This is a genomic window from Microbacterium sp. X-17 (assembly GCF_039615055.1).
On the sequence record NZ_JBDHNI010000007.1, the window covers coordinates 363,167 to 369,166 of the forward strand.

The following is a 6,000-nucleotide window of genomic DNA, read 5'->3' on the forward strand; positions in this document are numbered from 1 at the left end:
TCAGTGAGCATGTTTGTTAGTAAAGTAGACAATCAAAGTCGGCGCAAGGGTTCCGCCCGGAAATTCTGAGGATGATGCGACCTTTCGCAGACGGCACGTCCGCACTTCGTACAGTCCCCGAGCATACGGAACGACCCGCACCCTTCACGGATGCGGGTCGTTCGCGTCGCGCCGGAACCGGCCTACTTCGACGGCGTCGGCGTCGGAGTCGTCGACGCCTTCGGAGTCGAGGGCGGGGTCGTGACGGTGCCGGAGTTGCCCTCGGCGGCCAGCGCCTGCTGGAGCGCCTGCTGCAGTCGGGCGTCCGCGGCGCCGTAGGCGGCCCAGTCGCCGGCCTTGAGCGCGGCCTGCCGGTCGGCGAGCGCCTGCTTCGCCTGCTGCAGCGCCTGCTGCAGAGCGGCGTTGTTCACGCTGGTCGACCCCGAGCCGGAGCCCGTGCCGGAGCCTGTGCCGCTCGATCCGCCGCCGGACGAGCCGCCGCCACCCGTCGTCGGGACATTGTTGTCGCCCGCGCTCGCTCCCGAGTCGCCACCGAACAGGGAGTCCAGGGCCTGGTCGAGCGTGTCCTCGAACGCGATCTTGTCACCGAAGGCGACGAGCACCTTCTGCAGGATCGGGTAGCTCGTCTCCCCCGTCGACTTCACGTAGACCGGCTGGACGTAGAGCAGGCCGCCACCGACCGGCAGCGTCAGCAGGTTGCCGTTGATCACGTCGGTCTTGCCCTGCCTGAGCAGGTTGAGCTCTTGCGAGACGGTCGGGTCGGAGTTGAAGTTGTTCTGCACCTGACCCGGCCCGGGTATGGTGTCGCTCGATGGCAACGACAGGAGTCTGAGCTTGCCGTAGCCGGACGACACTTTGCCCTTCGTCGAGCCCGCGTCGGCATCGACCGCCAGATAGCCCTTGAGGATCGAGCGACTGGAATCGCTGGCGGCCTGCGGGATGAAGGTCGAGTAGAGCGAGAACGACGGCGTCTCCTGCCCCGGCATCTGCAGCGTCAGGTAGTACGGAGGCTGCAGCGTCGGGTCCGACGGCGACGACGTCGGGTCGTTCGGCGTCGTCCAGGCGTCGTCGCGGGAGTAGAAGGAGCCCGCGTCGGTCACGTGGTACTGCCCGAGCACCGCGCGCTGCACCTTGAACAGGTCGGACGGGTAGCGGACGTGACTGAGGAGCTGGGCGCTCATGTCGCTGACCGGCTTGACCGTGGTCGGGAAGACCTTCTCCCAGGTCTTCAGCACCGGGTCGTTGGCGTCCCACGCGTAGAGCTGCACGGAGCCGTCGTAGGCGTCGACCGTGGCCTTGACCGAGTTGCGGATGTAGTTGATGTCGTCGAAGGCGTAGGCCGGCTTCGGCGTCTCGGTGTCCGCGATGGCGTCGCTCAGGCTGCCGACGTGCGAGTACGGGTACTGGTCGCTGGTCGTGTAGCCGTCGATGACCCACTTGATGCGGCCGTCGATCACCGCCGGGTAGGCCTGGGAGTCGAGCGTGAGGTACGGCGCGACCTTCTGGACGCGCTTGATCGGGTCACGGTCGTACAGGATCTGCGAGTCGCTGTTGACGGCGTCGGAGAGCACGATCTGCTCGTCCTGGAACTTGAGCGCGTAGACAAGCCGCTTGAACACGTTGTCGAGCTTCGGGCCGCCGTTGCCGCTGAACGTCGTGTAGGTCTGCTGCGCGTTGTCGGCGCCGCCGGGGTAGTCCAGCTCGACCGACTTGGAGCCCTTCGGCGCGCCGACGATGGAGTATGTGGGCGACTGCTGGCCGAAGTAGACGCGCGGCTCGTACTGGCCGAGGGTGCCGGAGCTGGGGATGCCCGACTCCAGGAACACCGGCTGGCCGTCGCTGGAGCGCTGGTTGCCGTAGGCGGCGACCATGCCGTAGCCGTGGGTGTAGACGACGGTGTCGTTGAACCAGCTCCGGCTGGTGAGGCCGGACTGGTTGAGCTCGCGGACCGAGACCACGGCGTCCTGCTCGTTGCCGTTGATCTGGTACCGGTCGACGTTGAGGTTGCGCGGGAACGCGTAGTACTGCCGGAACTGCTGGAGCTGCTGGAACGACGGGCTGATGACCGCCGGGTCCATGATGCGGATCTGAGCGGTGGTCTGGGCGTCCTGGCGGAGTGCGCCCGGCTGGGCGTTGGTCGTCGCGTCGTAGGGGATGACGTCGATGTTGCTCAGCCCGTACGCGTCGCGCGTGGCGTCGATCGACCGCTGGATGTACGGCGTCTCCAGCGTCTTCTGGCTCGGGTCGACCTGGAAGCGCTGGACGATCCACGGGTAGATCGCGCCGACGACGAGCGCGGCGACGATGAGCAGCGCGGTGCCGACGAGCGGGAAGCGCCAGCGCCCGATGAACGCGGTCGCGAAGAACATGATGGCGACGAGCACCGCGATCCCCGCGAGCACGGCGCGGGCCGGGATGGTCGCGTTGACGTCGGTGTACGCGGCGCCGTTGACCATGTCGTTGACGTTCGAGTCGGTCACGGCGGCGTAGCGGTCGAGCCAGATGCTGATGCCCTGGAGCAGCAGGTAGAGCCCGGCGATGACCGAGATCTGGACGCGCGCGGCCTTCGAGATGCGGACCTCCCTGCCGCTGACCCGGATGCTGCCGTACAGGTAGCAGGTGGCGAGCGTGGCCAGCAGCGCGATCAGCACGACGGCCGAGGCGAAGCCAACGGCGCTGCGGTAGAACGGCAGCGCGAAGAGGTAGAAGCCGATGTCGAGGTGGAACAGCGGGTCGGTCTTGCCGTACGACGTGCCGTTCAGCCACATCGCGGCGGCCTGCCAGCGGCTGGCCGCCGAGACGCCCGCGAAGATGCCGAAGACGATCGGGATGCCGTACATCGCCAGCCGGCGCAGCGGCTCGATGACCTGCTGGTAGCGGTCGAGCTGCGTGTTGAGCTTCGCGTAGACCGGGCGCAGCCGGTAGGCGAGCTGGATGGACAGCCACAGCGGGATCGCCATCGCGAAGAACCCGATGAAGAACATCGCCGCGCCCGCGAACCACTGCGTGGTCAGGACGTTGAGGTACCCGAGCTGCTGATACCAGAGGATGTCGGCGTACAGCCCGGCGAAGACGAAGAACAGGATCACCAGCGCCACGACCACCCCGAGGGTGATCCAGATGGCGGCCCGGCGACGTCCAGGGGGTCGAACTGCGGCGGTTGAACTCACGTGTGGGCCCTCGTGCTCCTCGTGGGGTGACTCAGAGGTCCATCCTAGGCGGGCGTCGCTTGGAGAATGCTGCGGCCCGGCGGTGAAGAGCCGGGATGCGCGCCGAGCGCCCGATCGATGGTCAGGACGCCGGGCAGGTCGGCAGCTTCGCCGTGCTCGACCCGCTCCTGACCGCCTGGAGCACCGCGAGCGAGTCCTTCAGCGTCTTGACCGCGAACACGTGCAGCCCGGCGGGGATGTGCCCGGTGACCTCGTCGCAGTTCGACGCGGGCGCGAGGAAGTAGCTCGCTCCCCCGGTGTCGCGGGCGGCGTACATCTTCTGCCGGATGCCGCCGATCGCCCCGATCGTGCCGACGTTGTCGATCGTGCCGGTGCCGGCGATCCTCTTGCCGCCGTTCAGCTTGTCCGGCGTCAGCTTGTCGATGATCCCGAGCGCGAACATCTGCCCGGCGCTCGGGCCGCCCACGTTGTTGAGCTGGATGTTCACGTCGAACGGGAAGGTGTAGTCCATGCCCGCGCCGATCCCGAGCACGACCTGGCCCTGCGTCTCGGTGGGCGTGATCGAGACCGTGGAGGCCGCGCCGTCGCGCACGATGCCGATCTCGGCCGCCTTGCCCGTGCCGTTGGCGTTGACCGCCTTGCGCAGCGCGGCGACGCTCTCGATGGTCTCGCCGTTGACGCTGGTGATCTCGTCGCCCGTCTTCAGCACTTTCGCCGCGGGGGTGCCGGGCAGGAGCTGCTTGACCGCGACCGCCTGCGGGAAGGTGTAGCCGAGCTGGTTGAGCGCCGCGGCGATCGCGTCCTGCTGGGAGTCGACCATCAGGGCCGCGTTCGCGGCGTTGGACTGCTCCGTTGTCGTCCCGGGCGGGAACACCTCGTCGATCGGCGTCACGGCGCGGCTCGGGTCGAACCAGGCCTGGAGGATGCTCAGCCAGCTGGGGCTCTGGTCGGGGTTGCCGACCACCGACACGGTGAGGAGGTCGAGGGAGCCGCCGGTCGGGTAGGTGGTCTTGCCCGGGATGCTGATCAGCGGCTTGGCGTCGCCGGACGGGACGCTCCCGACGGCCTGGTCGGTGCCGAGCGTGTTGAAGACCGGGCCGGGCTGCTCGATCACGAACGGCGCGGGCGCGAGCGCGAGGACCAGGGCGAGCACGACGGCGACGGCGATGGCCACCCAGCCGACGATCGTCCGGCGCGACGGCGCGACCCGCGAGCCGTCCGGGAGCGGCGCTGGTCTGTCGTCGTCGGTGAACAGGGTCACGCGCGGTCCCTTCGGTCGTGTTCGCCACGGGCGCACCGCCCACGGCATCGCCCGAGCCGATTCTCACCCGGCTCGCGGTGATCTCGGGCTAGCGTAGATGCCAAGCCTGGAAAGCCGTAATCGCACGGCCGACACCAATCGAGACGGGGGCGAGCCAGATGGCCGACGATCCGAACAAGGAACCGGACGACGAGTTCCGGGACATGTTGCGGGAGTTCCTGTCCGGTGACTCCTCCATCGACCCGAGCCAGCTCGCGGGCGCTGCCGGCCTCCCGAACGACCCGGCCGCCATCCAGCAGCTCCTGGGGCAGCTCCAGAACGCCCTGATGAACCCGGGCGGCGGCATCAACTGGGACCTGGCCGACCAGCAGGCGCGCACCCTCGCCTCCGAGGGCGCCCACTCCGTGACCCCGGCCGAGCGCTCCTCCCTCGACCAGGCCTTCCACGTCGCGGCGCTCTGGCTGGACGAGGCCACCACCGTGGCGGGCCTCTCGACGCCGCCCGAGCTGATCGGCCGCGCCGAGTGGGCACGCCAGACCATGCCGCTGTGGACCCAGCTCGCCGAGCCGGTCGCGCTCAGCATCTCGGACGCGCTCACCCGTGTTCTCACCGAGCAGGCGCCGGAGGAGATGCAGGGCATGATGCAGAACGCCGGCCAGGTCATGCGCTCGGTCGGCGGCGCCCTGTTCGCGATGCAGCTCGGCCAGGTGGTCGGGCAGCTGGCCAAGGAGGTCGTCTCGGGAGGCGACATCGGCATCCCGCTGCTCGCCGACGGCACCGCGGCGCTCATCCCCCAGAACGTGGCCGAGTTCGGCGACGGGCTCGACATCCCCAGCGACCAGGTGCAGCTCTACCTCGCGGTGCGCGAGCTCGCGCACGCGCGGCTGTTCCGGCACGCGAAGTGGCTGCGGCTGCAGCTCATCACCCAGATCACGGCGTTCGCGCGCGGCATCACGATCGACACCGACCGGCTGGAGTCACTCGCCGAGAGCTTTGACCCGTCCAACCCCGAGGAGCTGCGCGAGGCCATGGTCTCGGGCGCGCTCATCCCGCCGAAGACCGAGGAGCAGCAGGAGGCCCTCGGCCGCCTGGAGACCGTGCTCGCGCTGGTCGAGGGCTGGGTCGACGTGGTCACCGCCGGCGCCACGCGGCTGCTGCCGAAAGCCGACGCGATCGCCGAGACGGTGCGGCGCCGGCGCGCGGCGGGAGGGCCGGCCGAGTCGGCCTTCGCGACGCTGGTCGGGCTGGAGCTGCGCCCGCGCCGGCTCCGCGACGCCGCCGCCATGTGGCAGGCCGTGACCGACGCCGTGGGCCAGGAGGCCCGCGACCGGCTGTGGTCGCACCCGGACCTGCTCCCGCAGGCGGCAGACCTGGACGACCCGTCACGCCTGGTCGCCCGGCTCACCGCCGCGGCCACCGGCCAGGAGCCGGAGCGCGACGAGCTGGACCAGGCCATCGAGGACCTGCTGCGCGGCGACGGCGACCGGCCCGCCGAGGACTGAACACAGGGCGTCTCCGCAGCGGGGTGGGGGCACCCCCCCCAAAAAAACCCCACAAACCCGGGGTGGG

At 69.5% G+C, this 6,000-nt stretch carries 3 protein-coding genes; 1 reads left to right on the forward strand and 2 read right to left on the reverse strand.

The window, feature by feature from the left end:
* Positions 1 to 182: 182 nt before the first annotated feature.
* Positions 183 to 3,170: a UPF0182 family protein gene (locus ABCS02_RS30795; RefSeq protein WP_345839518.1), complete on the reverse strand. Its 2,988-nt coding sequence runs from the start codon at positions 3,168 to 3,170 to the stop codon at positions 183 to 185.
* Between the two features lie 121 nt (positions 3,171 to 3,291).
* Positions 3,292 to 4,431, reverse strand: a complete 1,140-nt coding sequence (locus tag ABCS02_RS30800) for a PDZ domain-containing protein (protein WP_345839519.1) — start codon at positions 4,429 to 4,431, stop codon at positions 3,292 to 3,294.
* 158 nt (positions 4,432 to 4,589) lie between these two features.
* On the opposite strand from ABCS02_RS30800, the gene ABCS02_RS30805 reads away from it, so the two are divergent.
* A complete protein-coding gene (locus ABCS02_RS30805; RefSeq protein WP_345839520.1) occupies positions 4,590 to 5,933 on the forward strand; it encodes a zinc-dependent metalloprotease in 1,344 nt (447 codons plus the stop codon).
* Positions 5,934 to 6,000 lie beyond the last annotated feature (67 nt).